This window comes from Methylobacterium sp. yr668 (genome assembly GCF_900116245.1).
Classification (GTDB): Bacteria; Pseudomonadota; Alphaproteobacteria; order Rhizobiales; family Beijerinckiaceae; genus Methylobacterium.
In genome coordinates this window covers 1-25,787 of record NZ_FOZY01000042.1, presented here as the reverse complement: position 1 = coordinate 25,787, position 25,787 = coordinate 1, and the positions used below count along the sequence as shown (strand labels likewise).

Below are 25,787 nucleotides of genomic sequence, written 5' to 3'. Positions count from 1 at the left end.
GAACGTCCGCATATGCCCCCATCTTCAGAGCCTCGGTTCGGGTGTCTCCTCGCCTCGCTGGCATGAGCCGGCGAGGAGACAGATGATGGGACACTCTGCACACGATCCGGCCACGAAAGGGCGGCCAGCCTGGAACGCTGGCCGCAAGCTCGGGGCCAAACGAGCCCTCAAACCTCAGCAAGTCTGGGCCATCCGGTTCTGGCTCGATCGCGAGCGGCGCACACGCGACCGGGCGATGTTCGATCTCGCCATCGACAGCAAGCTGCGCGGCTGCGACATCGTCAAGCTCAAGATCGGCGACCTCGTCAGCGGGGGTCGGGTCCGTAGCCGGGCAATCGTCATCCAGCGCAAGACCGGTCGGCCGGTGCAGTTCAAACTGCTCGAACCTGCCCGCACCAGCATCCTCGCATGGCTTGAGGCCAGGGGTGGAACGATCGACGACTATGCCTTCCCGAGCCGGCTTGACGGCGTCACGCACATCAGTACCCGGCAGTATGCGCGCCTGGTCGATGAATGGGTCACGGGTATCGGGTTGCGCAGCGAGGACTACGGAACCCATTCCCTCCGCCGCACGAAGGCGTCGCTGATCTACAAGCGGACCGGCAACCTGCGTGCCGTCCAGATCCTACTCGGCCATACCAAGATCGAAAGCACGGTCAGATACCTCGGTGTGGACGTCGAAGATGCTCTGACCCTAGCCGAAGGTACTGAAATTTGAGCGCCTTGCCCCTCGGCTCCATTGTCGAGGGGCTTTCAAGCCAGCTCGGCAGCAAAGCGCCCAGTGCAGCCGTACGGTCGTCCGCGACCGCATCCACGAAGCGGACGTTAAGCGAAGACAGGCACTGGGCCCGATCACGCCATGGGCGGACCCCGGCCTCGGTCTGAGCAGCGTACGTCAGCGAGACGGGAGTCCCTCGTCCATCGCCGTAATGCTCGAACACGCGGACGCGGTGGGATCTCGCACCGCGGTTTTAATGAATAGCGAGGTTTACGCCATCGACCGTTCGATTCTCCGGGCGCCCCCGCGCGAGCCCTCGAGCCGGTCGTCCAAACTAGCGCGTCGGCCCGGCGGTTCTGCACCTCTTGGTCGCGGTCTCGAGCTGCATCCGGTCCCGACTTACGGCTGCCTCAGGATTTCCGATCCATAGGCTTCTGGAAATCGTGCTTGATGAGCGGGTGCGGCCATTTAGCCTTTCCTGTCGAGATACGCCTCCACTGACGGATAAACCGCCCCGCCAGCGACGGTGACAGGACCTCCTGCATGAGCGCGACGCAGAACCTTGATGGTGGCGCGAGGCGCGCCTCCGGAGAGGAGTGCCAGGGATAGACGCCAGTATTCCTAGCGACCGTTATCGAGGGGGGCTACGATGGCGGATTGATGTGGACAGATCGAAACAGCCTTTCGACAAAGAAAATCTCGATCGAGAGCTGAAAACGTATCCAAATCGAGACGACCTATTGGCATCAGATTTGCCTGACAGGCGAGACTACAGAGAAAGGAACTGTCGACGTGATGCGTCTCCTGACCCCGCTCCTTGCTGCCTCCGCCCTCATCGCATCCATCATTCCAGTACAGGCGGCCGAGAAGCTCGTCGTCAGCACCTGGGGCGGCAGCTTCCGCGATCTGATCGACGAGGCCATCGCCACTAAGTTCAAGGCGGAGACCGGTGCCGAGGTCGAGTACATCACCGGCGGTACCATCGATCGGCTCAACAAGGCCAAGCTCGCCAAGGACGCGCCCGAGAGCGATGTGACCTTCACGACCGCCCATGTCGGCTGGCTGTACGTCAACGACGGCCTGTTCGAGACGCTCGACCTGGCCAAAATCCCGAACGCGACGAACCTTGTCGAGCAGGCCCGGGTCAGCCCCGCGCATCTCGGCACGTGGGGCTACGTCTACACGATCGGCTATCGCGCAGACCTCGTGCCCAAGGGCATGACCTTCGGCTCCTGGGCCGATCTCTGGGACCCGAAGCTCAAGAACAGCCTCGCCGCGCCCGATTTCGACCCGAGCCACATCATCGCCGTCTCGGCGCTGCTCTCGGGCGGCGATCCGGCGACCTGGGAGAAGGGTCAGGCCAAGCTCGAGGCGCTGAAACCGAACTTCCGGGCATTCTATACCAACGACGCCAACAGCCAGCAGCTGATCGCCACCGGCGAGACGCCCGTTCAGGTCGTGCTGACCATGAACGCCTACTACATGAAGGGCCAGGACGTGCCGATCACCGTCGTGATCCCGAAGGAGGGTGGCGTTCTCGGCATCGACACGGTCGCGATCAACAAGGGGTCCAAGAAGGCAGAACTCGCTTATAAGTTCATCAATATCGCTCTCGACCCCGAGGTCCAGGCCAAGATCGCGCAGCTGAAGAAGGGCAGCCCGACCGTCACCAACGCCAAGGTCGATCCCGAGATCGCCAAGCTCCCGGGTGTGTTCACCTCCGCCGAGCAGTGGAAGAGCCAGGCTATCAATATCGACCCGAAGCTCCGGGCCGAGAAGACCGCTCTCTGGCGCAAGTGGTTCGCAGAGAACATCATGGCACGCTAGGGCCCGCGTCATGCGCCTCGCTCGACCGGAAGCCTTATGACACCCGCGATCCGCCGCCGGCCCTTCCTGCCACTGTTCGTGACGCCGGCGGTGCTGATCGCCGCCGCGATCGTGGCCGCCATGGCGGCGATCCTACGCTACAGCCTGCACGCCTACGTGCCGGGCTCCCTCGACGTCGGCGGGCTCACGCTGGAAAACTTCTCCGATCTCAACCGCCCGATCGTGCTCCGGGCGCTGCGCGATACGGTGCTGATCTGCTTCGAGACGGCGCTGATCACCCTGGTCGTCGGCTACCCCGTCGCCTACGCCCTGGTGCGAACCCGCTCGCTCCTGCTGAAGTCCGTCATCCTGATCGTCGCAGTGACCCCGCTCTTCCTTGGCGAGGTGGTGCGCACCTATGCCTGGACGGTGGTGCTCGGCAATTCCGGCTTCGTGAACGCCACCTTGCGCCAGCTCGGCCTGATCGAGCGGCCGATCCAGCTCATGTTCACCGAGCTCGGGGTGATCATCGCCCTCGTCCACGTCACGCTGCCGGTGATGGTCATCATGCTGGCAGCGGCCCTCGCGCATATCGACCGCGACTACGAGCGCGCGGCCCAGAGTCTCGGCGCCGGGCCGGTGCGTGCGTTCCTCACCGTGACGCTGCCGCTCTCGATGCCCGGCGTGGTGGCGGGCTTCACCACCGCCTTCGCCTGGACCTTCAGCGCCTTCGCGACGCCCCAGGTGATCGGCGGCGGAAAGGTTGGGGTTGTCTCGACGCTAGTCTACCAGCTCGGCCTGTCCTCCTTCAATTTCCCGGTCGCGGCGTCCCTGAGCCTCGCCGGTCTCGTCCTGGCGCTCGGAACGATGTGGCTCGTGCGCCGCTGCGCCCGCCCGCTCGAAGCGCTCGGAGGCCACTGATGCGCCGCGGCCTCCGCACCCGGCTTCTCGGGATCTCCGGAAAGGTCCTCGTCGGGCTGATCCTCGCCTTCATCGTGCTGCCAGCCTTCGTGGTGACGCTCGCCGCGTTCAACGACCGTGCGATCCTGAGCTTCCCGCCGGCCAAGTACTCGACGCGCTGGTTCACCCGGGCCCTGACCTACCGGGATTTCCAGACGGGCCTGTGGAACAGCCTCGTCGTCACCGCCTGGGCCTCCACGATCGCGCTCGCCGTGGGCACCGGCTTCGCGATCGCCTTGAAGCGATACGCATTCCGCTTCAAGGCGGCGCTGGAGGGCGTGCTGCTCTCGCCGCTGATCGTGCCGCACTTCACCATCGGCCTCGGCCTCCTGGTCCTGGCCACCGGCATCGGCGCGGCGCGGGGCTTCTCCGTCGTGGTCCTCACCCACGTCGTGGTGGTGCTGCCCTTCGTGATCCGCTCGGTCTACATCTCGCTGCAGAACATCGACGAGCGGCTGGAGCTGGCCGCCGCGAGCCTCGGCGCCCGGCCGGGCCGCGTGCTCACCACCGTAACCCTGCCGCTCCTCGCGCCTGGCCTCGCCAGCGGCTGGCTGTTCGCGGCGATCCTGTCCTTCAACGAGTTCACCGCCTCGCTCTTCGTGACGGGGCAGGCGACCCAGACCTTGCCGGTGGCGATGTACGGCTACGTCCGCGAATTCGCGGACCCGACGCTCGCGGCCGTCTCGGTGATCTACATCGCGGTCACGGCCCTTGCCCTGATCATCGCCAACACGTTTCTCGGGCTCGGCAAGGTTCTGAATGTTGAGCAAGGCTCTTGATCACACCGCGGCGGCACCCCGGCCCCCCACGGCCGCGGCGCCCCGGGCAAGACCGGCGGTCCGCCTCGACGGCGTGGTCAAACGCTTCGGCGCGGTCACCGCGCTGGAGGAGAGTTGGCTGCAGGTGGAGCAGGGCGAGTTCCTGACGCTGCTCGGACCCTCGGGCTGCGGCAAGACCACCCTGCTCAACCTGATGGCGGGCTTCCTGGAGGCGGATGCGGGCGAGATCTTCATCGGGGACGACCTCGTGACCGCCACCCCGCCCTACGAGCGCGAGGTCGGCATCGTCTTCCAGAACTACGCCCTGTTCCCGCACATGAGCGTCGCGAAGAACGTCGGCTACGGTCTGCGCGTGCGCGGCGTGCCGAGACGGGAGATCGCCGCGCGCGTGGAGGAGGCCCTTGCCCTCGTGAAGCTCTCGGGCTTCGCGGACCGCTCGCCGCGGCAACTCTCCGGCGGGCAGCAGCAGCGCGTCGCGCTCGCCCGCGCCATCGTCATCCGCCCGAAGGTCCTCCTCCTCGACGAGCCGTTCTCGGCGCTCGACAAGAACTTGCGCGGGGCGATGCAGGTCGAACTGAAAGAGATCCAGCGCCGGCTCGGCGTGACGACGGTCTTCGTCACGCACGACCAGGGCGAGGCGCTGAGCATGTCGGACCGGATCGTCGTGATGTCGGCCGGTCGCGTCCGGCAGATCGGCACGCCGGATCAGGTGTACCGTCATCCACAGGACCGCTTCGTGGCGGGCTTCATCGGCGACGTGAACCTCCTGCTCGGCCACCTCGAAGCGCGGGCCGGCGAGCGCGCGACGGTCGCGATCGGTGACCTGCGCCGCGAGGTCGAGGCCGACACCCTGCGGGACTGTGCGACCGGCGCCGCGGTCGACGTGTTCGTGCGGCCGGATCACCTCGGCGTTCGCCCGGCGGGCGAGAGCGGCACCCTGCCGGCCCGGGTTGCGGCCCTCGTCTACCAGGGCTCGCACATCGACCTGCATATCGACCTGCACGCCGACCTCCGTTCCGGTCCCATCAGCGGGGGGCGGGTGGTGGTGCGGATGCCGGGGCACGGGGCGCTCGCCACCTACGCCCCCGGATCCCCGGTGGCCCTGCTCGTGCCGCAGGCGGGCCTCGTCGCCTTCCCGGCCGAGCCGGGGAGCCCGAATGGACAAGCGGGCCGGACGGGCTCGGGACAGGACGATCCAGCCCGATGAAGCTCCTCTACGCGCGAACCTCGCCTTATGTCCGAAAGGTCATGGTCCTGGCCCACGAAACCGGTCAGGCCGAGGCGATCGAGATCGTTCCGGTCACGGCCTCGCCGACAGAACGCAACCCCGGGACGGTGGGCCACAACCCGCTCGGCAAGATCCCGGCCCTAGTGCTGGCCGATGGAACCGCGCTGTTCGACAGCCGGGTGATCTGCGAATACCTCGACGCCCGCTCCGCCGGTCCTCGCTTCTTCCCGGAGGGGGAGGCCCGTTGGGACGCGCTCGCCCGCCAAGCCCTCGCCGATGGGCTGCTCGATGCCGCGCTGCTGCTCCGCTACGAGCGCATGATCCGGCCGGCCTCCTCGCGCTGGGACGCCTGGGAGGTGGGGCAGATCGCGAAGGTCGCCGGCGCCCTCGACCGGATCGAGGCGACTCGCGTCGGGCCTGCGGGCGCGCTCGACATCGGCACGGTCGCCACGGCCTGCGCCCTCGGCTACCTTGATTTCCGCTTCCCCGACCTCGGCTGGCGCACCGGACGGCCCGCCGCTGCCGCGTGGTACGCGGCGTTCAGCCGGCGGCCGTCGATGCAGCGCACGAAGCCCGAGGATTAATGCGTGGCCCCAGTACGAGGCGGCGAACGATGCGCGCTGACGCACTTGAAGTCGACGACCCGATCCGGCGTTTCGGCCCGCATCCGGGATGCCGTGACAGGGGTGGCGCGCGGTGGATCACCCATCTCGCTGGACCAACCGGACCGTCGCGTCGGCTCGCAGCCCGAGGCAACCCGAAGCGCGGCGCTCGCCTCCGGGCCCTCGGCGGCTTCGGATTTTCCGAACTACGACCCCAGCAAGTGATTGTTGTTGCGACCGACCGGATTGTTATCCTCGTCGTGCTCAAATCTGAAGGCGGGCGCCACCGTTCGATCCCGATGCGTCGCGCGGCCGGCTGCGTGCCCTCTGCCTGCCACGGCGGGCCGCCCTGTTCTCGGGGCGCCCCCCGGCGCCGCAGCGACAGGCAGCCTGCGCTCTTGCCCGAGGTAGGAACGACCCGATGACCGTCCACAAGCGGATCCGTCCCTTCAACACCCGCGACACCTATCCGGAGCAGCAGCTCGACAACGATCTCTGCCAGACCGTGGTGGCCCGGGGCCAAATGGTCTTCGTGCGCGGGCAGATCGGTCAAGACCTCGACAGCTCCGCGAGCGTCGCGATCGGCGACGCCGCCGGTCAGACCGAGCAGGCGATGGCCAATATCGCGATGTTGCTGGACGAGGCGGGATCTCGGCTCGAGCACATCTGCAAGATCACGATCTACCTCGTCGACCCGCGCTACCGCGAGCCGGTCTACCGCACGGTCGGCCGCTGGCTGAAGGGCGTCCATCCGGTCTCGACCGGGATCGTGGTCTCCGCGCTCGCCCGGCCGGAGTGGCTGGTCGAGATCGACGCCATCGCGGTCATCCCGGAGGCGGCATGACGTTCTCGATCGTGGCGCGCTGCGCGTCGACCGGCATGTTCGGCGTCGCGGTCTCGTCCTCTTCACCCGCCGTCGCGGCGCGCTGCGCCCATGCCCGTGCGGGGATCGGTGCGGTCGCGAGCCAGAACGTGACCGACCCGCGGCTCGGCCGGCAAGCTCTCGATCTGATGGCGCTCGGGGCCGACGCAGCGGAGACCGTCGCCGTCCTGCGGCGGACCGGCGGCCCGATGGCGTACCGCCAAGTGCTCGTCGTGGACGCGGCCGGCGGCACGGCGATCCATTCCGGGCCCAAGGCGCTCGGGACCTGGGCCCAGGCGCGCGCCGAGAACGTCGCCTGCGGCGGCAACCTTCTGGCCGATGCGCGCGTGCCCGCCGCCATGGTCGAGGCCTTTCTCGGCACCTCCGGCCATCTCGGCGACCGTCTGCTCGTCGCGATGCGGGCGGCGCTCGCCGCCGGCGGGGAGGCTGGCCCGGTGCGGTCGGCCGGCCTGATGCTGGTGCGCGAGGTCGCGTGGCCCGTTGCGGACCTGCGCGTCGACTGGACGGAGGATTGCCCGATCGCCAGCCTCGCCGCGCTGTGGGACGTCTACCGGCCGCAGCTCGACGCCTACGTCACCCGCGCCCTCGACCCGGTCTCCGCCCCGAGCTACGGAGTCCCGGGCGACCTATGATCGAGGACGGGACGCGAGGCGGCATCGAGGTCGACCGGCCGCGCGCTGAAGGCAGCGAATGCGGTTCACTCTGCGCCAGCTCGAATACTTCATCGCCGCCGGGCAGACCGGCAGCATCACGCTCGCCTCCGAGCGCATCCACATCTCGCAGCCCTCGATCTCGACAGCCATCGCGCATCTGGAGCGGGAACTCTCCGTGCAGCTCTTCGTCCGTCACCACGCGCAGGGGCTCACGCTGACGCCGATCGGCCGCGAGGTGCTGCGCGAAGCCAAGGCCCTCGTGGAACAGGCCGAGGGGCTCTACACCCTGGCCTCGGAGGCGGGGGGACAGGTGCGGGGCCCCCTCTCGCTCGGCTGCATGGTGACGCTCGCGCCGATGCTCGTGCCCGAACTCGCCCACGCCTTCACCACCGCCTTCCCGGCCACGCAGATCCGCTACGTCGAGGGCGACCAGGAACAGCTCATCGTCGGCCTGCGCCGTTCCGAGACCGAGGTCGTGCTGACCTACGACCTGCACGTGCCGGACGACATTCACTTCACCCCCCTCGTCGACCTGCCGCCGCACGTCCTTGTGGCGGAGGGGCACCCGCTGGCGGAGCAAACCGCCGTCGCGATGGCCGACGTCGTGGACGAGCCGATGATCCTCCTCGACCTGCCGCTGAGCCGCGAATACTTCCTCGCCCTCTTCATGGCCGAGGGTTTGCAGCCGAAGATCGCCGCGCGCTCCGCGCACCAGGAGGTGGTGCGCACAATGGTGGCCAACGGCCACGGTTACACCCTGTTCAACGTGCGCCCGCGCTCCGACCTCGCGCTCGACGGGAAGCGGCTCCGGCGCGTGCGGCTCGCCGGCACGCACCGCCCGATGCGCATCGGCCTCGCGCGCCTGAAGCAGCTCAACCGCTCGCGCCTCGTGGAGGCCTTCGAGACCCATTGCCGGGCCTTCATCTCGGACGCCTACATCCCCGGCATGGTCGCGCCCGCCATCGAGCGGCGGGTGCCGCGCTGAAGCCGTGCCCGGCGCCGCGAGCCCCTGAGGAAAGCCCCGAGGAAAGCTCCATGACCGCGCCGATCCCGATCCTCTTCCTGAACGGTCCGAACGCCAACCTGTACGGGCTCGACCCGAGCGGCACCTACGGCACGGAGAGCTTCCCCGCGCTCAAGGCGCGCTGCGAGCGGCACGCCGAGAGCGTCGGGGTCGGCCTCGACTTCCGGCAGTCGAACCACGAGGGCGTGCTCGTGGACTGGATCCAGGAGGCGCGGGGCACGGCCGCGGGCCTCGCCGTCAACGCGGCCGGGCTCACCTACACCTCCGTGGCGATCCTCGACGCGCTGCTGGCCTTTCCCGGACCCATCGTCGAGGTTCACATGAGCAACATCTGGAAGCGGGAGCCCTTCCGTCACCATTCCTACGTCTCGCGGGCGGCGACCGGCGTGGTCGCGGGGCTCGGCGGCCTCGGCTACGAGTTGGCCATCACCGCCCTCGCCACCCTGGTGCGGGAGGTCCGCGCGTGACCGAGACCCTCGTCTTCGCGAGCGCCGTCGATCCGATCGAGCCCTGGCGCGCGGCGCTGGAGGCGCTGCTGCCAGACGTGCGCGTCAGGGCACCGGACGAGATCCGGCCTGGGGACGATGTCCGCTACGCGCTGGTCTGGAAGCCACCGACCGGCTTCTTCGCGCGGCATCCGGGCTTGCGGCTCGTCACCATCTTGGGCGCGGGCGCCGACGCGCTCGTCGGCCGGGACGACCTGCCCGACGTGCCGATCACCCGCCTGTCCGACCCCGAGATGGCACGGATGATGACCCACTACGTGCTGTTCGCGGTGCTGCGCTACGCCCGCGACATCCCGGCCTTCGAGGCGGCCCAGCGGGCCGGCCGCTGGCACTACGTCCATCCGCGCGAGGCCCGGGAAATCCGGGTCGGCGTGCTGGGCCTCGGAGAGCTCGGCGGCGCGGCGGCGCTCGAACTCGCGCGGCAGGGGTTCTCCGTCGCCGGCTGGTCGCGCACGCCGAAGGCGCTTCCCGGAGTCGACTGCCACGCGGGATCGGACGCGCTGATCCCGTTCCTCGCGCGGAGCGAGATCCTGGTGGTGATGCTGCCGCTGACCCCTGAGACCCGGCGCCTGATCGGGGCGGACGAGCTCGCCGCGCTGCCGCGGGGCGCCGCGCTCGTCAACGTGTCGCGCGGGGCCGTGATCGACGAGGCGGCGCTCGTCGCGGCTCTGGCGGCCGGCCACCTCGGCGGGGCGACGCTCGACGTGTTCGAGACCGAGCCGCTCGCGGCGGGACACCCGCTCTGGGGGATGGAGAGCGTCCTCGTCACGCCGCACCTCGCCTCGGTGGCGATCCCAGCCTCTGCGGCCCGGCAGATCGCCGAGAACATCCACCGGGTGCGCGCGGGCCGCGCGCCCGAGCACCGCGTGGACCTGAAGCGGGGCTACTGAGAGGCTGGCACAGGCGATCTCACGGCCAACGGCCGTTTCCTGCGACGCCTCCGGCCCAATTCCGGCCCGTCAGGCCCGGGTATAGGCGTCGTAGTTGCGCTGGATCACGATGTGGTCGGCGATGTGCTTCGCATCCTGCCAGCAGCCGTAGATGAAGGCGGAGGCGCGGTTGGTCAGGTCGGGGAGGCCGAGGAAGTAGATGCCGTTCTCCGCGGAGACGCCGCGCTTGTGCAGGGGCATGCCCTGCTCGTCGAACGCGTCGACGTCGAGCCAGCTGAAATCGTACCTGAAACCGGTCGCCCACAGGATGGTGCCGATGCCGGCTCTGCCCAAGTCGAGGCTGAGGATCGGCTCCTTGAGGCAGTCCGGGTCCTCGTAGCGCTGCCACGCCTCGGGCTCGGGCGGCAGGTTCATGCCCTTGCGCGCGATATAGGCGTCGGCGTCCCGGAGGACCTCGAAATAGGCCTCGTCGCCCTCGGCGATGTTCCGCACGAGGTCGTCCGCGAAGTGGAGCGTGCCGTTCTCGTAAGCGCGGGTCACGCCGACCAGCGTGACGCCCATATGCGCCAGGCGCCGGAAATCGACGGTCCGGCCGCCCTCGTAGCCGCTCACCGCGAAGGCGACGTGGCGCTTCTTGCGCTTCGACTTGACTTCGTCCCAGAGGCCGAGCGCGCCCAGCCACCAACAGTAGTCCCGCTGGCGATAGGCGCGGGGCGGCCGGTAGTGCTCGCCGACGGACAAGTAGACTCGCCGTCCAGCCTTGCAGAGCTCCTCCGCGATCTGCGAGCCGGACGCGCCGCATCCGACGACCAGCACGGCGCCGTCCGCCAGCTGGCCGGGATTCTTGTATGCTGAGGAGTGTAACTGATGGACTGCCGCGTCCCTGGGAACGATGTCCGGGAACGAAGGCACTTGGAACGGTCCGGTCGCCGCAACGACGCGCCGCGCCTCGAAGATGCCGTCCGACGTGGTCACGGTGTAGCCGGGGCGACCCTGGCTGTGCCTGACGTGCCTGACCTCCACGCCGGTCCGAATGGGAGCCTCGATCATCGCAGCGTAATCGTTGAAGTATTTCGCGACGCGATCTTTGCTCGGAAATGCGTCCGGATGCACATCCTCGAACTTGAGGTTCGGGAAGCGATCGTGCCAGGCCGGCCCGTTGGCCACGAGAGAGTCCCAGCGCATGGAGCTCCAGTTCTCCGCGATACGCCCCCGCTCCAGCACGATGTGCGGGATCTTCAATGCGCTGAGATGCTCGCTCATCGCGATACCCGACTGGCCCGCTCCCACGACCAGGGTGTCTGTGGTCTCGACTGCCATGTCAGCTCCCGAAAACTTGCAGACGCTTCAATCACGAGATCCGCCGGCGGGGTGAGAACAGGCGATTTCGACCTGTCGTACGCGGGGCCGGTGACGGTGATTGGTGAGTTGGGTCTGCTAGAACGGACCGCAGATGAGAAGTACGATTATCTTATGGTGTGCTTCGGAAAATGCGAATTGCCGGATCCTGGCTGAAGGCTGCGGTGCGCGGTCGTTCCGCCAACGCGGGCTTACGCGTCGACGCATAGATAGAGCTGCCCCCGATGGCTCGTCGAAACTGCGTGATCGCCCACCAGACTCTGACCAGCCTCACTTCGCCGCGTCCGCTCGTGAGCATCCAGAACTACCCAGCTCATCCGCGCCCGATCGAGAGGTTCGATAGTCGCCTCTGGCAGTTCCGAAGCCGATATCAGCTCTGCATGCTATGCCGGATGTCAATCTCCGTTCATTTCGCCTTCGGATGCTACGAGGGTCCGATCCGACCCTGATGCGAGAGCAGGTCTGAAACAGGCCATTGCTGCTGTTCCTGCCGCGCGGCCCAGATCGAACAGACCGCGCCTCATCACGCTGATCCGCAGGCTGAACATTTGAGCGCCCATGGCGCACAAAGAGGCGCCGTGTGGCGCCTTTCTCCGCCGCCACGGTTTGACAAAGCTCTGATTCGCTAATGATATACCGATATATCGCGGGGCATCGGCACGGACCGGACAGTCTCGACCACTCATTTGGGTGAGTCCGCCAGCCTTCAGATGGTGGAGAATAAATCTCGGCTCCGACAAGGCAAGATCAAATAAAATACTTACGACATCGATTTTCCGCGCATGCAATGTCAGTGTACGAGGCTTCCATGTCGCACATCCTTCGAGTCTTGCTCACGATCGCGGCTCTCGCCGCACCGTCCGCCGGTCAGGCGCAGCCCGTCCCGGGCGGTCGCGCCAACCTGATCGTCCAGCCGGAACCGCCCAGCCTGATGCTGGGCCTCGTGACCAACGCGCCGACGCAGCTCGTGGCCGGGCAGATCTACGAGGGGTTGCTGCGCTACGACGACAAGCTCAAGCCACTGCCGTCCCTCGCGAAGAGCTGGGAGATCTCTCCCGACGGGCTGCGCTACACGTTCCACCTCAATGAAGGGGTGACGTGGCACGACGGCAAGCCGTTTACCGCGGCCGACGTTCTGTTCTCGGTCAACGACTTCCTCGTGAAGACGCAGCCGCGGCACAGGAACACGATGACCCGCGTGGCCGGTGTCGCCGCGCCGGACGATCACACGGTGGTCTTCACCCTCAAGGAACCCTTCGAGCCCTTCATCCGCAGCTTCGCCTTCTGGGTGATGCCGATGGTGCCCAAACACATCTACGAGGGCACCGACTACGCGTCGAACCCGGCGAACGACCGGCCGATCGGCACCGGGCCGTTCAAGTTCGAGAGCTGGCGGAAGGGCAGCGCAATCCACCTCGTCAAGAACGAGACTTACTATCTCACCGGCAAGCCTTATCTTCAGGACATCTACTACCACGTCATCCCGGACGGCGCCTCGCGCGCCGTGGCTTACGAGACCGGCAAGGTCGACGTGCTGCCGGGCGGGTCCGTCGAGAATTTCGACGTGCCGCGGCTGACGACCCTGAAGAACACCTGCGTCTCGCAGAAGGGACAGGAGTTCGACTCGCCCCTGTCGTTTCTCTGGCTGAACAACCGCAAGCCGCCGATGAACGACGTGCGGTTTCGCCAGGCGGTCATGTACGCCATGGACCGGCAGTTCGCCCTCGACGTCCTGTGGAACGGGATCGGCAAGGTCGCCACCGGTCCGATCGCCGGGACGACACCGTTCTACAAGGCCGTCCAGCCGCAGTATCCGCACGATCCGAAGAAGGCCAAGGCGCTGCTCGCCGAGATGCACTACGACGGCAAGCCGCTGAAGCTGCTGCCGCTCCCCTACGGCGAGACGTGGCAGCGCTGGGCGGAGGCCGTGAAGCAGAATCTCGGCGATGTCGGCATCCCGGTCGAGATCCAGGCCACCGACGTGGCGGGCTGGAACCAGCGCGTGTCCCAGTGGGACTACGACATGGCCTTCACCTTCCTGTTCCAGAACGGCGACCCGGCCCTCGGCGTCGAGCGGAACTACATCAGCTCGCAGATTTCCAAGGGCAATCCCTGGAACAACGTCGAGGGCTACGCGAACCCGGCCGTGGACGCGCTGTTCGCCAAGGCGGCCCTGGCGACGCCGGCCGGGAAGCGCCAGGACCTCTACGACGAGGTCCAGAAGGCGGTTCAGGCGGACGTGCCCGTGGCGTGGCTGCTCGATCTGCGCTTCCCGGTCATCTACCGGTGCAATTTCCAGGACCTGATCACCACCGCCAACGGTCTCAACGACTCGCTGCGGGATACGTGGATCAAGCGCTGACGGCGCCGGACCGACACGCCGCCCCCCATGCCCCGGCCTCGATCGCGGGGCCCCGTCCGACACCGAGCCACCGGCCGCCCCGGCCGGGCTCTCGCGCGCGGAGGACCCTTCCCGTCATGCCCCGCTTCATCGCCTCGCGCCTGGGCAAGATGGCGCTCATCCTCGTCGGGATCGTCATCCTCAACTTCGCGCTGATCCACGCAGCGCCGGGGGATCCGGCCTCCGTGATGGCGGGCGAGGCCGGCGATGCCGACGCCGCTTTCCTGCAGCAGCTGCGCGAGCGCTTCGGCCTCGACAAGCCGCTGCCGATCCAGCTCCTGACCTACCTCGCGAACGTCCTGCGGCTCGACTTCGGCTATTCCTACCGCCAGGGCATGCCGGTGATCGACCTGATCACCGACCGGCTGCCCGCCACCCTGCTCCTGTCGGGCTCGGCCTTCCTGATCTCCCTCGTCCTCGGCGTAGCGGCGGGGGCGCTGGCGGCCTCGCGCCAGGGCAAGGTCTCCGACTCGGTCATCTCGACCCTCGCCCTCCTGTTCTACGCCACGCCGCTGTTCTGGCTGGCGCTGATGGCGGTGCTGCTGTTCTCGGTGCAGCTCGGCTGGTTTCCCGGCTTCGGCTACGAGAGCGTCGGGTCGGGCTACAGCGGCCTCGACCGGGCGGCCGACATCCTCCACCACCTCGTGCTGCCGGCCCTGACCCTCGGCCTGTTCTTCATGGCGGTCTACGCCCGCATGACCCGGGCCTCGGTGCTGGAGGTGAGCCGGCTCGACTTCGTGCGGACCGCCCGCGCCAAGGGGCTGCGCCCCCGCGCCGTGCTGGTCCGCCACATCCTGCGCAACGCCATCCTGCCGGTCGTGACGCTGGCGGGCCTCCAGGCGGGCCAGCTCGTGGGCGGCGCCGTGCTGATCGAGACCGTGTTCGCGTGGCCGGGCATCGGCCGGCTGATGTTCGAGGCCCTGGAGCAGCGCGACTACAACCTCCTCCTCGGCATCTTCGTCGTCTCCGCCGCCCTGGTGCTGGCCTTCAACCTCATCACCGACATCCTCTACCGGCTGGTGGATCCCCGTATCGGAGCTGCGGCATGACGGCGTTCTGGGTCCGATACGCCCGCAACCGCGGCGCGGTGGCGGGGATCGTCATCCTCGTCCTGGTGCTGGTCCTGGCGATGGCGGCGCCGGCGCTCTACCCGCGCTCCCCCTGGGCGATGGTGCAGCGCCCGTTCCTGCCGCCCTTCACCAACAGCGGCTTCCCGCTGGGCACCGACACGATGGGCCGGGACATCGCCTCCGCGGTCGCCCACGGGGCCGGGGTGTCGCTGCTGGTCGGCTTCGTCTCGACGCTCGCGGCCCTGCTGATCGGCATCCCGATCGGGGCCGTCGCGGGCTATTTCGGCGGCCGGGTCGACGACCTGCTGATGCGCTTCACCGAGTTCTTCCAGAGCGTGCCGAACTTCGCCCTCGCGGTGGTGCTGGTGGCGATCTTCCGGCCGAGCCTCGTCTCCATCGTGGCGGCGATCGCGATCGTGAGCTGGCCGCCGGTGGCCCGGCTCCTGCGGGGCGAGGTGATGGCGCTGCGCGGCCGGGAATTCGTGCAGGCCGCGGTGCTGTCGGGCCAGCGCAGCGGCCCGATCATCCTGCGGCAGATCCTGCCTAACACGCTCTCGCCGGTCATCGTCCTCGGGACCATGATGGTGGCGGCCGCCATCCTGCTCGAGAGCGCCCTATCGTTCATGGGGCTCGGCGACCCCAACATCATGTCGTGGGGCTACGTCATCGGCGCCGGGCGCACAGTGATCCGGCAGGCGTGGTGGGTGAGCCTGTTTCCCGGCGTCGCGATTCTCCTGACGGTGCTCGCCCTGAACCTCGTCGGCGAGGGGCTGAACGACGCCCTCAACCCGCGCCTGTCGCGCAAGACGCGATGAGGGCCGCAGCCATGACCGTCGCCCCGCAAACTCACGCCGCCGGCGAGCCGGTCCTCGTCGTCGAGAAGCTCGCCATCGCCCTGCCGCCCGGCGCGGACCGCCCTTACGCGGTGGACAGAGTGAGCTTCACGCTGAGGGCCGGCGAGATCCTCTGCATCGTCGGCGAGAGCGGGTCGGGCAAGTCGATGTCGGCCAACGCCGCGATGGGTCTCCTGCCGGAGACGGTGCGGCCGGTCGGCGGGCGGATCCTCCTCGGCGGGACCGACCTGCTCACCCTCGACGAGGCGGACCTCTACGCGGTGCGCGGGCGGCGCATCGCGATGATCTTCCAGGAGCCGATGACGGCCCTCAACCCGCTGATGCGGATCGAGGCGCAGATCGCCGAGGTCTTCGCGGCGCACGGCCTGCTGACGCCGCGGACGCGCCGGAGCCGGGCCCTCGAGCTGCTGGCCGAGGTCGGCCTGCCCGACCCCGCCCGCGCCGCCGCCGCGTACCCGTTCCAGCTCTCGGGCGGCCAGCGGCAGCGCGTGATGATCGCCATGGCGCTGGCGCTCGAACCGCAGGTGCTGATCGCCGACGAGCCGACCACCGCCCTCGACGTCACCACCCAGGCGCAGATCCTGCGCCTGATCCGCGATCTCCAGGCCCGGCGCGGCATGGCGGTGATGTTCATCACCCACGATTTCGGCGTGGTCGCCGAGATCGCCGACCGGGTGGCGGTGATGCAGCACGGCCGGATCGTCGAGGAGGGCCGCGCCGTCGACATCCTCGAGCGGCCGCGCCACCCCTATACCGCCAAGCTGATCGCCGCGATCCCCGACATGGAGGCCGGGGCCGGGGTCGGGGCCGGTCGGGCGGCGCGGGCGGCACCCCGGGCTCCCGTCCTCGACGTCGAGGGACTGACCAAGACCTACACGCTCGGCGGCGGCCTGTTCCGGGCGCCCCGGACCGTCGCGGCGTTGCGCGACGTCTCGTTCACCCTCGGCCGCGGCGAGACCCTGGGCATCGTCGGCGAGAGCGGGTCGGGCAAGTCCTCGGTGGGGCGGTGCCTCGTGCGGCTCCAGGACCCGGACGGCGGACGGGTGCGCCTCGGCGGCGTCGACATGGCCGGCCTGTCGGGCGAGGCCCTGCGGCAGGCGCGGCGGCGGATCCAGATGGTCTTCCAGGATCCCTACGGCTCGCTGAACCCGCGGGTGCGCGTCGGGCGGGCCATCGCCGACGGCCCGATCGCCTACGGCGAGGATGTCGGGACCGCCCTGAAAGCCGCGTCCGCGCTGCTCGAGCGCGTCGGCCTCGACGGCTCGGCGGCGGACCGCTACCCCCACGAGTTCTCCGGGGGGCAGCGCCAGCGCATCGGCATCGCCCGGTCCCTGGCGCTCAAGCCCGAGATCATCGTGGCCGACGAGGCGGTCAGCGCCCTCGACGTCTCGATCCAGGCCCAGATCCTCGACCTCCTCGACGAGTTGAAGCGGGAGCTGCACCTCTCGCTCCTGTTCATCACCCACGACCTGCGGGTTGCGGCCAAGATCTGCGACCGCGTGATGGTGATGGAGAAGGGCTCGGTCGTGGAGATCGGGCCGGGGCCCGAGATCTTCTCGAACCCGCGCGAGCCCTACACGCGCAGCCTCGTGGCGGCGATCCCCGGCCGCAGGCCCCGCACGACCCCGCCGGAGGCCCCCGCCTTCGCTCTCCCTGCCGCCGCGATCAGGACACCCGTCTGATGACCTTCATGCCCAACTCCGTCGAGGCGCGCGACATCGCCTACCAGCTCCATCCGCTGGTCGACCTGCGCAACTACGACAAGACCGGTGCGCTCGTGATCGAGCGGGGGGAGGGGATCTACGTCTACGACAATGCCGGCCGGCGCTACATCGAGGGGCTGGCGGGTCTCTGGTCGGTCGCCGTGGGCTTTGGCGAGCGGCGCCTGTCAGACGCCGCCAAGCGGCAGATGGACCAGCTCTCGTACTACCACATCTTCGCGCACAAGACGCACGGCCCCTCGGTCGACCTCGCCGAGAAGCTGATCAGCCTGGCGCCGGTCCCGATGTCGAAGGTGCACTTCACCTCCTCCGGATCCGAGGCCAACGACCTCGTCGTCAAGCTGGCGTGGTACCGCTCGAACGCGCTGGGCAAGCCGGAGAAGAAGAAGATCATCGGCCGCCTGAAGGGCTATCACGGCGTCACCATCGCGGCGGGCTCGATCACCGGCCTTCCGCGCAACCACGAGAGCTTCGACCTGCCGCTCGACCGGATGCGGCACGTCTCCTGCCCCGACTACGCCGGGTCGGCCCTGCCGGGCGAGAGCGAGGCCGCGTTCTCCCGGCGCATGGCGGACGAACTCGAAGCATTGATCCTGGCCGAGGGGCCGGACACCGTGGCGGCCTTCTTCGGCGAGCCGGTGATGGCCTCAGGCGGGGTCTACGTCCCGCCGGAGAACTACTGGGCGGAGATCCAGGCGGTGCTGCGCCGCTACGACGTGCTGCTGGTGGCCGACGAGGTGATCTGCGGCTTCGGGCGCACAGGGGCAATGTTCGGCTGCGAGACCTTCGGCATCGAGCCGGACGTGATGGTCCTCTCGAAGCAGATCTCCTCCTCGTACATGCCGCTCTCGGCGATCCTGATGAACGCGAACTTCTACGAGCCGATCGCCGACGAATCCGCCCGGCTCGGCGTGCTCGGCCACGGCTACACGGCCTCGGGCCATCCCGTCGCCACCGCGGTCGGCCTGGAGAACATCCGGATCATCGAGGAGCGCGACCTCGTGGGGAATTGCCGGCGCCTCAGCCCGCTCTTCCTCGACCGGCTGGCCGGGCTCGCCGAGCACCCCCTGGTGAAGACGTGGCGCGGCGTCGGCCTGATCGGGGCCCTCGAGCTGAAGCCCGCGACGGCACCCGGGGCGAAGCCCGGCGCGGCCGGCGCCGCGCTCCAGGCCGCCGCCCTCGAACAGGGGGTGATCGCCCGCGCCATCGGCGATTCCCTGTGCTTCTGCCCGCCGCTGATCATCACCGCGGAGCAGATCGGCGCGATGTTCGACGCCGTCGGCCGCGCCCTCGACACGATCGCCGCGTGAGCCCGATGGACCAGATCCGCACGACGACCCGGACCGATCTCGGCGCAATGGACGCGGTGGAACTCGGGGCGCTGTTCGCGTCCGGCCGGGCCTCGCCGGTCGAGGCCGCGCAGGCGGCGCTTGCGCGCATCGAGCGTTTCAATCCGCAGGTGAATGCCTTCGCGTATGTCGCGCCCGACCTCGCAATCGAGGCCGCGCGGGCCTCGGAGGCGCGCTGGGCGAAGGGCGAGGCCCTCGGCCCGATCGACGGGGTGCCGACGACGATCAAGGAACTGACCGCCGTCAAGGGCATCCCGTGGCGGCGGGGCTCGAAGCTCACCGGCGAGGCCCCGGCCACCGACGAGATCCTGGTGATGCGGCGCCTGCGCGCCGCCGGGGCGGTCATCCTCGGCACGACCACGTCGCCGGAATTCGGCTGGAAGGGCGTGACCCACGGCCCGGCCTTCGGCAACACCGTCAATCCCTGGGGCGCCGACCGGGCCTCGGGGGGCTCCTCGGGCGGGGCCGGCGTCGCCGCCGCCCTGAACATGGGCGTGCTGCACGAGGGATCCGACGGGGCGGGCTCGATCCGCATCCCGTCGTCGTTCTGCGGCGTCTTCGGGATCAAGCCGACCTTCGGCTGGCTGGCTACCGACGCGCCGACGCCGCTGCGGGACATGGCCCATCGCGGCCCGCTCACCCGGACGGTGGCGGATTCCGCCCTGTTCCTGAACGCCGTCACGGGCCCGTCCCCGGACGGTCTGTACGGCGACTGCCCGAGCCCCGTCCCGGACTGGACGGAGGCCGCCCGCGGCGGCGTCGCGGGCCTGCGCATCGGCTACAGCCGGACCTTCGGCTACGCCCGCGTCGATCCCGAGGTCGCCGCCGCGGTGGACCGGGCCGCCGCCCGCCTCGCCGCGATGGGCGCCGTCGTCGAGGAGGCCGATCCCGGCTTCGCCTCGCCCCTGGAGGCGCTGCGGGTGATCTGGTTCTCCGCCATGGCGGTCCTCGTGGATCGCTGCGCCCCCACCGAGACGGATCGCGCGCGCATGGATCCCGGATTCGTCGCCGTCGCCGCGATCGGTCGCCGCACCAGCGCGACGGACCTCCTGGCGGCGGAGCAGGTCCGGGCCGAGCTGAAGGTCACGATGGCGCGCTTCCACGCGCGCTACGACCTGCTCCTCTCCCCGACCATGCCGGTCACCGCGATCCCGGCGGGCATCGACTTCCCCGAGGGGCAGGGCATGACCGACTGGACCGACTGGAGCCCCTTCACCTACCCGTTCAACATGACCGGCCAGGCCGCGCTCTCGGTGCCCTGCGGCTTCGATTCGGGCGGCCTGCCGATCGGGCTGCAGATGGTCGCCGCCCGGTTCCGGGACGACCTCGTCCTGCGGGCCGCCGCGGCCTACCAAGCCGCCTACCCGGAGGCGTTCCCGGACGCCCCTGTGGTCCGGCCCGCCTGAGGGCGCAGGGCGCGCCGGTCTCGAAGCACCTGTCTGGATCCCCGATGTCCCATCCCACGATCGACGCCCCCGAGAGCGGCATCGGCGCCGGCCTGTCGGTCGTGGCCGAGCCCGTCGATGCCCGCACCGCCGAAGGCATCGCCGCCGCGCATTACGGCATCGCCGGCGCGGCGACGTGGCTCGCCGGCGAGAAGGATTCGAACTTCCGCCTCGATGCGGGGGCGGGAACCGCCTACTTCCTGAAGATCCTGAGCCCCGGCGAGGATCCCGCGGTGTCCCGCCTGCACAGCAACGCCCTGATCCACGTCGCGCGGGCCGCGCCCGACCTGCCGCTGCCGCGGATCGTGCCGACCCGCGCGGGCGAGCCGGACCTGCGCATCACCGTCGCGCCGGAGGATCGCCGCACCGTGCGGCTCACCACCTTCACGCCGGGGCGCTCGCAGGCCGCCGGCCCCCGGACCGACGGGCAGCGCCGGGCGGCCGGGGCGCTGCTGGCCCGCCTCCAGGGCGCGCTTAAGAGCTTCACGGACCCGGCGGCGGACCACGTCTCCTCCTGGGACCTGCGGCATGCCGGGCGGCTGCGCGCCGTGCTCGACGTCTTCCCCGAGGGCTGGCAGCGCGACCGCCTCGCCGGCATCCTCGACGTGTTCGCCGCGCGGATCGTGCCCGCCCTGCCGGACCTGCCGCACCAGGTGGTCCACAACGACCTCGGCGGCGACAACATCCTCGTCGACCCCGACGATCCGGACCGGATCACCGGGGTGATCGATTTCGGCGACACGGTCCGCACCGCCCGGATGTTCGACGTGGCGATCGCGGCGGCCTACCAGCTCGGCCTCGACGCCGATCCCCTCGGGCCGGCCCTGGCCTTCCTGCGGGGCTACGCCTCGGTCGCCCGGCTGTCGGAGGCCGAGATCGCGCTGCTGCCGACGGCGATCCGGACGCGGATGGCCCTGCGCGTCCTGATCCCGGAATGGCGCGCCCGCCGCTTCCCCGAGCGCCGGGACTACCTCACCCGCAACAGCGCCGGCGTCTGGACGCAGTTCCGGCACCTCGACGCCCTGGCGCCGGCGGCGATCGACGCGGCGATCGCCGAGGCCTGCCGTCCCTGAGGCCACGCCATGACCGCTTCGTCCAGCTCCGCCCCGCCCGCTTCCGCCGAGGCGCTGATCGCCCGGCGCCGCGGCCTCCTCGGCGCCTCGTACCGGCTGTTCTACGAGCGGCCGGTCCACATCGTGCGCGGCGAGGATGTCTGGCTGTACGACGCCGAGGGGCGCCGCTACCTCGACGCCTACAACAACGTGCCCTGCGTCGGCCATTGCCACCCGCGGGTGGTGGAGGCGGTGGCGCGCCAGATGGCCACCCTCAACACCCACACCCGCTACCTGCACGAGGCGGTGCTCGACTATTCCGAGCGGCTGCTGTCCACCTATCCGGCCGCCTTCGGCCACGTCATGTACACCTGCACGGGGTCCGAGGCGGTGGACCTCGCCCTGCGGATCGCGCGCTACCAGACCGGCGGCACCGGTCTGGTGATCACGCGGAACGCCTATCACGGGACCACCGAGGCCACGGCGGGGATCTCCCCCTCGCTCGGCCCCAACGTGTCCCTCGGCCGCGACGTCTGGACGGTGCCGGCACCGGACGCCTACCGCAACCCCGGCATCGATGTCGGCGCGCGGCTGGCCGAGGACGTCCGGGCGGCCTTCGCCGACATGCGCCGCCACGGCGTGCGGCCCGCGGCGTTCATCGCCGACGGCATCTTCTCGACGGACGGGACCCTGGCCGAGCCCGCGGGCTTCCTCCGCCCGGCCCGGGAGGCGGTGCGGGAGGTCGGCGCGCTCTACATCGCCGACGAGGTGCAGCCGGGCTTCGGCCGGACCGGGGCTGGCATGTGGGGCTTCGCCCGCCACGGCATCGTCCCCGACATGGCCGTGATGGGCAAGCCGATGGGCAACGGCCTGCCCATCGCCGGGGTCGCGATGCGGCCCGAGGTGGCGGAAAAATTCGGCCGGGACGTGCGCTACTTCAACACCTTCGGCGCCAACACGGTCTCGATCGCGGCGGCCGGGGCGGTGCTCGACATTCTGGCGGATCAGGACCTCGTGGCGAATGCCGCCGACACCGGCGGCCTGATGCTGGAGGGGATGCGGGCGCTGATGGCGCGGATCCCGTCCATCGGCGACGTGCGGGGCGCGGGCCTGTTCCTCGGCCTCGACCTCGTCGCCTGCCGCGCGAGCCGCGCCCCCGACGCGGCGCTGGCGAAGCGGGTCGTCAACGCCCTGCGCGAAGAGGGCGTCCTGATCAGCGCGTCCGGCCCCCACGACAACGTGCTGAAAATCCGCCCGCCGCTGACGTTCTCCGCCGAGCACGCCGCACTCTTTCTTGAGGTCCTGGGAAAAACCCTGGACGGTGCGGCCTGACAAGAAGAACGCGCAACCTGGCAGGAGACGACCCATGCATCCGGCGGAAGTCCTGGATCCGAGTCCGACGGCGGGACCGGCCCTGCGCGCCGATCTGCCGAAGGCGGCGCGGGTCTACGCGACCCTGCGCGAGGCCATCATCGCCATGCAGCTGAAGCCGGGCGCGCGCCTCGTGGAGAAGGATCTCTGCGACGAGCTCGGAGTGTCGCGCACGCCCCTGCGGGACGCGATCCTGAGGCTCGCGCAGCAGCGGCTGGTGACCGTGGTCCCGAGCGACGCCACCTTCGTCAACAAGATCATCCTGGACGAGGTGATCGAGGGCCAGCTCGTGCGTGAGAGCCTGGAACTGCGGATGGTGGCCCTGGCGGCCGAGCGCTTCGAGCCCGCCCGCCGGTCCGCCTTCGAGCTCGTCCTCTTCCGTGAGGCGGACGCGGCCCGGCGCGGCGACAACGCCGAGTCCTTCGCCCTGGACAACGACTTCCACCGGCTCCTGTGCGCCTGCGCCGGCTTTCCCCGCGTCTGGGACACGATCCATCTCGCCACCGGCCAGCTCGACCGCGTGCGGCGCAACGCCTTCCCGCTGCAGAACTACCATGTGGAGGTGCTCGACGAGCACAGGGCGATCTTCGAGGCGCTGTGCCGCCGGGACGCGCAGACCGCGGTTTCGCTCCTGCGCACGCATCTGGGCGGGACGCTGAACTCGTTGCGGATCCTGCTGGCGCGGGAGCCCGATCTCGTCGCGTTCGACCCCGCATCGCCGGCCTTTGCCCTTCTGAGGCAGTCCGAGCAGGCCGGGTCCCCCGCGCTGCCCAATGGCGCCGAAGGAGCGCCGAGGCGGGGCGCCCGACGCCGCGTCGCGGGCCGCCGGACTGCACCGGGAGCCGTGTAGGGGGATGGCGATCCCCGTCGTTCTCAAGACCGTACCGGAGCACGCCCGCGTCTGGCATGACGTGTTCGCCCGGGAGGCGCCGGAGCTGAGCCTGATCGACTGGGCGCACGGAACGCGGTTTCCCGGCGTGAGCGCCTTCGCCGGGTGGAAGCCGCCCGCGGACCTGGCCGCCCGGATGCCGGACCTGCGCCTCGTGTTCTCCGTCGGGGCCGGGATCGATCACCTGCCGCTCGAGGCCCTGCCGGAGCACGTGGACATCGTCCGCATGGTCGCCCCCGACGTCACGCGCTCGATGGTCGAGTACGTCACGCTCGGCGTGCTGGCTCTGCACCGGGACCTCGTCCTCTACGCGGACGAGACCCGCCGGGGCCTCTGGAACCCGCGCGCGATCCGCACGGCGCGGAGCACCCGTGTCGGGATCCTCGGCCTGGGCGTGCTCGGGAGCGCGGCGGCCGCGGCCCTGGCCGGGTTCGGCTTCGAGGTCCGCGGCTGGGCGAGAAGCCCCAGGACGCTGGAGCGCGTCGCGTGCTTCGCCGGCCGCGCGGCGCTCCCCGACTTCCTGTCCGGCTGCGACATCCTCGTGTGCCTGCTGCCCCTGACGCCGGAGACGCGCGGACTGCTCGACAGGGACCTGTTCCGGCATCTCCCGGTCGGGGCGGCGCTCCTGAATGCGGGGCGGGGGGCCCATGTCGTCGAGGGCGACCTGATCGCGGCGCTGGACACGGGCCAGCTCCGGGCGGCCATTCTCGACGTGCTGTCGGAGGAACCGCCGCCCGCGGATCATCCGCTCCTCGGACACCCGCGGATCCTCGTGACGCCCCACAGCGCCAGCGCGAGCCAGCCGGACGACGCCGCCCGCCAGATGATCGCGGCGGTCCGGGCCTGCCGGGACGGGCAGCCGCTTCTCAACCGGGTCGACCGCGGCCGCGGTTTCTGAGCGCCGTCGACGATTTCCGGATTAAATTGGTCCGGCCGACATCCGCACCGTGTGACGAGGAGAAGCGGCCGGCAGGGCCCGGTCGTCAGAGTTTCTTCCGCGATATCGTCATCTGGGATACATTCGGGAACAGGGCCGCCCGGCGATATTTGCGACTCACGAAGGACTCATAACCGTCTAGTGGTGCGAGTCTAACACTTGGTGCCCGCGCTTCGCGGCCTGGATGATGCGATCCGGGTCGGCGGTCCAGACGAAGGGCTTCGGGTCGCCGTTGCTCTCGGCGATGAAGCGTTTGATGGCGGCCTGCACCTCGATCAGCGATCCGAACACGCCGCGTCGGAGCCGGCGTTTTGCGAGCTTGGCGAAGAAGCCCTCGACGGCATTGAGCCACGAGGCTGAGGTCGGGGTGAAGTGGAAGGTCCAGCGCGGGTGGCGGCCGAGCCAAGCACGGACCTTCGGGTGCTTGTGGACGGCATAGTTGTCCAGGATCGCGTGGACGATCTTGCCCTCCGGAACCGCCGCTTCGACCGCGTTGAGGAAGCGGATGAACTCCTGATGTCGGTGGCGCTGCATGCAGCGGCCGATCACCTTGCCCTCCAGCACGTCCAGAGCGGCAAACAGGGTCGTCGTCCCGTGGCGCTTGTAGTCGTGGGTGCGCGTCGTCGGGTAGCCCGGCTTCATCGGCAACGGGGCCTGCGTGCGGGCGAGCGCCTGGATCTGGCTCTTCTCGTCGACCGAGAGGACGACGGCATGAGCGGGCGGATCGACGTAGAGCCCGACGACGTCGCGCAATTTGGCGGCGAAGGCTGGGTCGGTGGAGAGCTTGAACTGCCGGACCCGATGCGGCTGTAGGCCGTGCCCCCGCCAGATCCGCTGCACCGACGAGACGCTGATGGCCGCGGCCTTGCTCATGGCGGCGGCCGTCCAATGCGTGGTCTCGCCGGGCGGATCTCCTTGCGTCAGAGCCACTACGCGCGCCGCCACCTCCGGCCCCAGCGGCGGGATGCGCGCCGGCCGCGTCTTGTCCCGAAGGAGTCCGTCGACGCCCTCCTGCGCGAAGCGGTCCTGCCAGCGCCAGACCACCGTCTTGGACACGCCTGCCTCACGCATGATCGCGTGCGTCCCGAGTCCATTGGCACTCAGCAGCGCGATGCGGGCGCGCCAGACGTGCTTCTGCGACGTGTTTCGATCCGCAACGAGTGCTTCGAGCCGAAGGCGATCCGAGGTTGAGAGCGTGAAAGATATACCACTGCGCATCCCGCTAGACTCGCAGGATGGGCCTCAAACCGAAACCCCACACGGACTCAACCGTTAGGGCTCAACCACTAG

The 25,787-nt window shown here is 69.5% G+C and carries 23 protein-coding genes; 21 read left to right on the top strand and 2 right to left on the bottom strand.

Annotated features, from left to right (window positions below):
- The first annotated feature begins 85 nt into the window (after positions 1 to 85).
- The 11 genes from BM419_RS28435 (at position 86) to BM419_RS28385 (ending at position 10,049) form a co-directional block, all read left to right on the top strand.
- Complete coding sequence (locus BM419_RS28435) at positions 86 to 718, top strand: tyrosine-type recombinase/integrase (RefSeq protein ID WP_056530909.1); 633 nt, start codon at positions 86 to 88, stop codon at positions 716 to 718.
- 795 nt (positions 719 to 1,513) lie between these two features.
- Complete coding sequence (locus BM419_RS28430) at positions 1,514 to 2,545, top strand: ABC transporter substrate-binding protein (protein WP_091928413.1); 1,032 nt, start codon at positions 1,514 to 1,516, stop codon at positions 2,543 to 2,545.
- Between the two features lie 36 nt (positions 2,546 to 2,581).
- On the top strand, positions 2,582 to 3,445 hold the full coding sequence (locus tag BM419_RS28425; RefSeq protein WP_082557988.1) for an ABC transporter permease: 864 nt from the start codon (positions 2,582 to 2,584) through the stop codon (positions 3,443 to 3,445).
- On the top strand, positions 3,445 to 4,263 hold the full coding sequence (locus BM419_RS28420) for an ABC transporter permease (RefSeq protein ID WP_056530326.1): 819 nt from the start codon (positions 3,445 to 3,447) through the stop codon (positions 4,261 to 4,263). The genes BM419_RS28425 and BM419_RS28420 overlap by 1 nt, the downstream gene beginning before the upstream one ends.
- 73 nt (positions 4,264 to 4,336) lie before the next feature.
- Positions 4,337 to 5,470, top strand: a complete 1,134-nt coding sequence (locus BM419_RS28415) for an ABC transporter ATP-binding protein (RefSeq protein WP_348271896.1) — start codon at positions 4,337 to 4,339, stop codon at positions 5,468 to 5,470.
- Complete coding sequence (locus tag BM419_RS28410) at positions 5,467 to 6,075, top strand: glutathione S-transferase N-terminal domain-containing protein (protein ID WP_056530320.1); 609 nt, start codon at positions 5,467 to 5,469, stop codon at positions 6,073 to 6,075. Before BM419_RS28415 ends, BM419_RS28410 begins: the two co-directional genes overlap by 4 nt.
- A 439-nt stretch (positions 6,076 to 6,514) precedes the next feature.
- Positions 6,515 to 6,937 (top strand): RidA family protein, encoded by a 423-nt coding sequence (locus BM419_RS28405; RefSeq protein ID WP_056530317.1) that lies wholly within the window; start codon positions 6,515 to 6,517, stop codon positions 6,935 to 6,937.
- Positions 6,934 to 7,608 carry a DUF1028 domain-containing protein gene (locus tag BM419_RS28400; RefSeq protein WP_056530314.1) on the top strand — a complete coding sequence of 225 codons (675 nt, stop codon included), beginning with the start codon at positions 6,934 to 6,936 and terminating at the stop codon, positions 7,606 to 7,608. The genes BM419_RS28405 and BM419_RS28400 overlap by 4 nt, the downstream gene beginning before the upstream one ends.
- 58 nt (positions 7,609 to 7,666) lie before the next feature.
- Positions 7,667 to 8,614 (top strand): LysR family transcriptional regulator, encoded by a 948-nt coding sequence (locus BM419_RS28395; protein ID WP_091928412.1) that lies wholly within the window; start codon positions 7,667 to 7,669, stop codon positions 8,612 to 8,614.
- 50 nt (positions 8,615 to 8,664) lie between these two features.
- The gene (locus BM419_RS28390) at positions 8,665 to 9,120 is read left to right on the top strand and encodes a type II 3-dehydroquinate dehydratase (RefSeq protein WP_056530308.1); all 456 of its coding nucleotides are present in this window, start codon (positions 8,665 to 8,667) and stop codon (positions 9,118 to 9,120) included.
- Positions 9,117 to 10,049 (top strand): 2-hydroxyacid dehydrogenase, encoded by a 933-nt coding sequence (locus tag BM419_RS28385; RefSeq protein ID WP_082557987.1) that lies wholly within the window; start codon positions 9,117 to 9,119, stop codon positions 10,047 to 10,049. Before BM419_RS28390 ends, BM419_RS28385 begins: the two co-directional genes overlap by 4 nt.
- Positions 10,050 to 10,118: 69 nt before the next feature.
- Here the strand turns inward: BM419_RS28385 and BM419_RS28380 are convergent, their stop codons facing one another.
- Positions 10,119 to 11,369 (bottom strand): flavin-containing monooxygenase, encoded by a 1,251-nt coding sequence (locus BM419_RS28380; RefSeq protein ID WP_056530306.1) that lies wholly within the window; start codon positions 11,367 to 11,369, stop codon positions 10,119 to 10,121.
- A gap of 847 nt (positions 11,370 to 12,216) precedes the next feature.
- Here BM419_RS28380 and BM419_RS28375 point away from each other — a divergent pair.
- From BM419_RS28375 to BM419_RS28330, 10 genes are all read left to right on the top strand, one after another.
- A complete protein-coding gene (locus tag BM419_RS28375) occupies positions 12,217 to 13,770 on the top strand; it encodes an ABC transporter substrate-binding protein (RefSeq protein ID WP_056530303.1) in 1,554 nt (517 codons plus the stop codon).
- 116 nt (positions 13,771 to 13,886) lie between these two features.
- Complete coding sequence (locus BM419_RS28370; protein WP_056530300.1) at positions 13,887 to 14,858, top strand: ABC transporter permease; 972 nt, start codon at positions 13,887 to 13,889, stop codon at positions 14,856 to 14,858.
- On the top strand, positions 14,855 to 15,694 hold the full coding sequence (locus BM419_RS28365; RefSeq protein ID WP_056530297.1) for an ABC transporter permease: 840 nt from the start codon (positions 14,855 to 14,857) through the stop codon (positions 15,692 to 15,694). Before BM419_RS28370 ends, BM419_RS28365 begins: the two co-directional genes overlap by 4 nt.
- A gap of 11 nt (positions 15,695 to 15,705) precedes the next feature.
- Complete coding sequence (locus BM419_RS28360; RefSeq protein ID WP_091928411.1) at positions 15,706 to 17,415, top strand: ABC transporter ATP-binding protein; 1,710 nt, start codon at positions 15,706 to 15,708, stop codon at positions 17,413 to 17,415.
- Positions 17,415 to 18,764 carry an aspartate aminotransferase family protein gene (locus BM419_RS28355; protein WP_056530291.1) on the top strand — a complete coding sequence of 450 codons (1,350 nt, stop codon included), beginning with the start codon at positions 17,415 to 17,417 and terminating at the stop codon, positions 18,762 to 18,764. Before BM419_RS28360 ends, BM419_RS28355 begins: the two co-directional genes overlap by 1 nt.
- Positions 18,765 to 18,769: 5 nt before the next feature.
- A complete protein-coding gene (locus tag BM419_RS28350) occupies positions 18,770 to 20,209 on the top strand; it encodes an amidase (protein ID WP_175556399.1) in 1,440 nt (479 codons plus the stop codon).
- A 44-nt stretch (positions 20,210 to 20,253) separates the two neighbouring features.
- Positions 20,254 to 21,321, top strand: a complete 1,068-nt coding sequence (locus tag BM419_RS28345; RefSeq protein ID WP_082557985.1) for a phosphotransferase — start codon at positions 20,254 to 20,256, stop codon at positions 21,319 to 21,321.
- Between the two features lie 9 nt (positions 21,322 to 21,330).
- Positions 21,331 to 22,632, top strand: a complete 1,302-nt coding sequence (locus BM419_RS28340) for an aspartate aminotransferase family protein (protein WP_056530288.1) — start codon at positions 21,331 to 21,333, stop codon at positions 22,630 to 22,632.
- 34 nt (positions 22,633 to 22,666) lie between these two features.
- The gene (locus BM419_RS28335) at positions 22,667 to 23,521 is read left to right on the top strand and encodes a GntR family transcriptional regulator (protein ID WP_056530285.1); all 855 of its coding nucleotides are present in this window, start codon (positions 22,667 to 22,669) and stop codon (positions 23,519 to 23,521) included.
- Between the two features lie 4 nt (positions 23,522 to 23,525).
- The gene (locus tag BM419_RS28330) at positions 23,526 to 24,458 is read left to right on the top strand and encodes a 2-hydroxyacid dehydrogenase (RefSeq protein ID WP_056530282.1); all 933 of its coding nucleotides are present in this window, start codon (positions 23,526 to 23,528) and stop codon (positions 24,456 to 24,458) included.
- Positions 24,459 to 24,635: 177 nt separating this feature from the next.
- Here BM419_RS28330 and BM419_RS28325 read toward each other — a convergent pair whose 3' ends face one another.
- Positions 24,636 to 25,715 carry an IS630 family transposase gene (locus BM419_RS28325; protein ID WP_107684798.1) on the bottom strand — a complete coding sequence of 360 codons (1,080 nt, stop codon included), beginning with the start codon at positions 25,713 to 25,715 and terminating at the stop codon, positions 24,636 to 24,638.
- Between the last annotated feature and the right edge of the window lie 72 nt (positions 25,716 to 25,787).